Raw genomic sequence first — 4,919 nt, 5'->3', positions numbered from 1 at the left:
GGAGGAGGTGGCGGCGGGGGGGGTGGCGGCGGGGGCGGTGGTGGCGGATCGGGGTCGATCAATTGCTTGGGGCCGCACCAGCCGCTGATTTCCGAGTCGCGGACATCCCCGCGTTCCGCATTCCGGCAGACACAGGAGAATTTGTCGGTGGCGATGTCGTATTTGGGCCGGCTTTCGGTCCAGCCCGCCGGGTTGTAGAGGTATTCGGGGTGCTCGTTCGTGGGCCGGTTGCAGATGGGCATGATGCTGGGGCCGAACCCTTCCACGTTCTCGCAAGGATCGGGACCCAGGGAAGGAATCCCTGTACAGAAATTGCGTCCATAGCTCGACCGCGCGCAAAACTGGGTCGGCCCATATCCGGCTGGCAACGCGCCGCACACGCCCGCCACCGTGCTGGACAGCACCGTGTATCGCATCACGGGCGCCAGCGGGGCCTCTACGTCGATGCCATACCCAAACGGCTTGCTTCTGTCGATCCCCCCTGCCTCTGCCACGCCCCAATAACCCATGGCCTGCAATGCGATGCAGGCGGCCCAGACAACCCTCATGAATCCCTCTCCCGTTTGATCTTGAGTTACGCATTTTATCGACTGCGCAGAAACCCGAACATCGAGATACAGGGAGTTACATTACCCGCGACCCGCCCTGAAAATGCGCCAGGCCTTGGGTCTTCACGCCTTCAGATAATCCGACTTCCCGCCCAGCCACCGCATCACATGCCGCTCGGCCAGGGCGGGAAACCGGTCGAGCATGTGCGGTGCAAGCTCCCTCGCCCACTCCAGCAGCACGGTGTCGGTGGCCAGGTCGGCAAAGCGCAGCAGCGGCGCGCCGGACTGGCGGGCGCCCAGGAATTCGCCCGGGCCGCGGATGTCCAGGTCGCGCCGGGCGATCTCGAAGCCGTCGTTGGTCTCGGCCATGGCCTTGAGGCGTTCGCGGGCGGTCTCGCCCAGCCGGCCGCTGTCGTTGGTGGAATACAGCAGCACGCAGGCCGAGGCTGCCGCGCCCCGCCCCACGCGCCCGCGCAGCTGGTGCAGCTGCGACAGGCCGAACCGTTCGGAATGCTCGATGACCATGAGCGAGGCATTGGGCACATCGACGCCCACCTCGATCACGGTGGTGCTGACCAGCACGCCCATGGCGCCGCTGGTGAAGAGCGCCATGACGGCCTTCTTCTCTGCGCTGGGCATGCGCGAGTGCAGCAGGCCCACCTGCACGGGCGCCTGGCCTGCCGCGATGCCGCCCTGGAGGGCCTCGCTCAGCTCGGCATGGGTGGCGGTGGCGTTGGACAGGTCCAGCGCCTCGCTTTCCTCGATCAGCGGGCACACCCAGTACACCTGCCGGCCCGAGGCGACCTGGGCGGCGATGCGCTCGATGACCTCGTCCTTGCGGCTGTCCGCGATGAGCTTGGTGACGATGGGGGTGCGCCCGGGAGGCAGCTCGTCGATGGTGGAGACGTCCAGGTCGGCGTAGTAGCTCATGGCCAGGGTGCGCGGGATGGGCGTGGCGCTCATCATGAGCATGTGGGGCTCCATGCCCTGCCCTTCGAGCTTTTGCCGCAGCGCCAGGCGCTGCGCCACGCCGAACCGGTGCTGCTCGTCGATCACGGCCAGGGCCAGGCACCGAAAGCGCACCTGCTCCTGGATCACGGCATGGGTGCCGACCACCAGCGCGGCCTCGCCGCTTTCCACCAGGGCCAGCATGGCGGCGCGCTCTTTTTTCTTTTGCCCGCCGACCAGCCAGGCCACGCGCTGGCCACGCGCGGCCAGCAGGGGCTCCAGCCAGCCGACGAGCTTGGCGAAGTGCTGCTCGGCCAGGATTTCGGTGGGGGCCATCAGCGCGCACTGCCAGCCCGCGTCGATGCACACGGCGGCGGCCAGGGCCGCCACCACGGTCTTGCCCGAGCCCACGTCGCCCTGCAGCAGGCGGTGCATGGGCACGGAGCGGCCCAGGTCGCGGGCGATTTCCTCGCCCACGCGGCGCTGGGCGCTCGTGAGGCCGAAGGGCAGCACGGCCAGCAGTTGCTCGGCCAGCGTCAGGCCGCCGTCGCCGGGCGGCGGTGCCTGCAGCACCGGCGCGCACAGCCGGGCCCGTTCGCGCTTGGACTGCTGCTGCGACAGCTGCTGGGCCAGCAGTTCCTCGGCCTTGAGCCGCTGCCAGGCGGGGTGGCTGTGGTCCTCCAGGGTGGCGATGGCCACGTCCGGCGCCGGGTGGTGCAAAAAAGTGAGCGCCTGCCGCAGATTCCACCCCGGCGCCAGGCCGTTTTGGCCATGCACGCGGCCCACCGGCGGCTCCACGCCGGGCGGCAGCGTCTCGGACAGCTCCACGCGCTGCAGGGCGCTCACGATGGCGCGGCGCAGGTAGGCCTGGGGCAGTTGCGCGACGGTCGGGTAGACCGGGGTGAGCGCGGCCGGCAGGTCGCCGCTGGCCGTGCGAAAGGCCGGGTGCAGCATCTGCCGGCCCCAGAAGCCGCCCTTGACCTCGCCCCGGATGCGCAGGCGCGCGCCCACGGCCAGGGTCTTCTGGTGGGAGGGGTAGAAGCTGAAGAACCGCAGTTCGCACGTGCCGGTGCCGTCGTCCACCTGCACCAGCAGCTGGCGGCGGGGGCGCAGCTGCACCTCGCTGGAGACGACGGTGGCCTCGATCTGCACGGTGTCGCCGTCCCGGGCGTTGCGCAGGGGGGTGATGCGGGTTTCGTCCTCGTAGCGCAGGGGCAGGTGCAGGGCCAGGTCGATGTCGCGCACCAGCCCCAGCTTGCGCAGGGCCTTCTGGGCAGGGCTGGGGACGGGCCGGGCCCCGGAGAGGCTGGGGGGCCCCGCACGCCCGGGCACGCCCGCGGAACCGGCGGCGGCAGTGGCGGCGGCGCTACGGTCGGTCATGGGAAGGGGAAGCGGGCGCAAACAATGCGCAACAAGAGGAAACCGGCATGGGCAGAAAAGGCTAACATGCCAGCGCCGTCGTTCGGCGTTTTTTGCGGACGCACCCGCGTTACCCACTGGTCCCATGCTCAAGCGAATCAGCGTCCAACATCTTGCCCTGGGCATGTACCTGCACCAGTTCTGTGGCTCCTGGATGGACCACCCGTTCTGGCGCACCGGCTTCGTGCTCCAGGACCCGGCGGACCTGGCACGCATCCACGGCACCACCATCGCCGAGGTCTGGATCGACGTTTCCAAGGGGCTGGACGTGGCCTCCGATGTGGCCACCACCTCGCCCGAAGAGGCCGAGGCCCGCCTCGATACCGACTTCAGCCAGCTGCAGGAGATGCCGGATCTGAAGATTGCGCCCGCCCCGCCGCCCGCCCCGTCCCAGCGCGTGCGCTCGCTGGCACCGACCAGCATGGCCGAGGAACTGGGCCACGCAGCGTCGATCTGCCACCATGCCCGCCAGGCCGTGTCCTCGATGTTCCACGAGGCCCGCATGGGCCGCGCGGTGGATTCCAGCGACGCGCGCAGCCTGGTGCAGGAAATCTCCGATTCGATCACCCGCCACCCCTCGGCGCTCATCAGCCTGGCGCGGCTGAAGACGGCGGACGACTACACCTACATGCATTCGGTGGCGGTGTGCGCGCTGATGGTGGCCCTGGGGCGCCAGATCGGCCTGGACGCCGCGCGCATCCGCACCTCCGGCCTGGCCGGACTGATGCACGACATCGGCAAGGCGGCCATCCCGCTGGCGGTGCTGAACAAGCCCGGCAAGCTCACCGACGAGGAATTCGACATCGTGCGCAGCCATTCCGAGCACGGCTACCGCATGCTGCTGGAATGCGGGGGCGGTGTGGAGGACGAGGTGCTGGACGCCTGCCTGCACCACCACGAGAAGATGGACGGCTCGGGCTACCCGCACCGCCTGCCGGCCGAGCAGATCAGCCTGACCGCGCGCATGGCCTCGATCTGCGACGTGTACGACGCCGTCACCTCCGACCGGCCCTACAAACGCGGCTGGGACCCGGCCGAATCGCTGCGGCGCATGGCCGAGTGGACCAACGGGCACTTCGACCCCCGCCTGTTCCAGGCCTTCGTGAAGAGCATCGGCATCTACCCCGTGGGCTCGCTCGTGCGGCTGACCTCGGGGCGCATCGGCGTGGTGATGGAGCAGGCCGCCTCGCTGGTGTCCCCGCGCGTGAAGGTGTTCTTCTCCACCAAGTCCGACCTGCGCATTGCGCCCGAGATCATCGACCTGGCCCAGCCCGGCTGCCCGGAGAAGATCGTGGCCCGCGAAGACCCGGACAAATGGCGCTTTCCGGACCTGAACGAGCTGTGGACCGGCATGCCGTCGGTGCCGCGCTGACGCCCCGGCCCTGACGCGACACCGGCCGCCCGCATGCCCCCGCCGCGCGCCAGCAACGATCCCGCGGGTGCCGTGCGCACCTACGCGATGGTGGAGCGCTCCAGCCACCTCGATTTCGACATCCGCGACCAGAGCGGCCGCACGCCGCTCACGCAGCCCCACAAGCACGAGTATTTCCAGATCCAGGTGAACCTGGAAGGCCACACGCAGCACCACATCGGCGGCGTGGCGCGGCCGTTCACCGCGCGCACCCTGAGCTTCGTGCTGCCGCACCGCATGCACCTCGTGCCGCACCCGCCGGGCACGCGCTGGCTGGTGGTGAACTTCAGCCAGCGCTTTCTGTGGCCCGGCCTGGCCGTGGACCCGCTCGACCTGGAAGACGTGCCGCTGGCCCTGGCACCGGAGCTGGCGCCGTTCCAGTTCCAGGAGCACCTGGACTTCACCTTCGACGAAAGCGGCTTCGAGGCCGTGCGGGCGCTGCTGGACACCCTGCAGCGCGAGAACGCGGCGCGGCGCCTGGCCTCGCTGGCGTGCATCCGCGGTGGCCTGCTGCAGCTGCTGGCGCTGACCTGCCAGCGCTGGGAAGGCGAGTTGCGCGCGCTGGCCGCGGCCCAGGCGCAGCGCGGCAGCCG

3 protein-coding genes and 1 pseudogene are annotated in these 4,919 nt (G+C 69.8%); 2 read left to right on the top strand and 2 right to left on the bottom strand.

The window, feature by feature from the left end:
* Together AC27IO_RS20345 and recG are read right to left on the bottom strand one after the other, a co-directional pair.
* A pseudogene (locus AC27IO_RS20345) lies at positions 1–548 on the bottom strand (hypothetical protein); the annotation flags it as partial.
* A gap of 123 nt (positions 549–671) precedes the next feature.
* The gene (recG, locus tag AC27IO_RS20340; protein WP_498740456.1) at positions 672–2,876 is read right to left on the bottom strand and encodes an ATP-dependent DNA helicase RecG; all 2,205 of its coding nucleotides are present in this window, start codon (positions 2,874–2,876) and stop codon (positions 672–674) included.
* A gap of 124 nt (positions 2,877–3,000) precedes the next feature.
* On the opposite strand from recG, the gene AC27IO_RS20335 reads away from it, so the two are divergent.
* On the top strand, positions 3,001–4,287 hold the full coding sequence (locus AC27IO_RS20335) for a cyclic di-GMP phosphodiesterase (protein WP_317353907.1): 1,287 nt from the start codon (positions 3,001–3,003) through the stop codon (positions 4,285–4,287).
* A gap of 33 nt (positions 4,288–4,320) precedes the next feature.
* Positions 4,321–4,919 (top strand): AraC family ligand binding domain-containing protein (locus tag AC27IO_RS20330; RefSeq protein ID WP_498740454.1); only part of this gene is annotated, 599 nt, incomplete at its 3' end.

This window comes from Acidovorax sp. KNOB132 (assembly GCF_057541515.1).
This window is presented reverse-complemented; position numbering and strand designations above follow the sequence as displayed.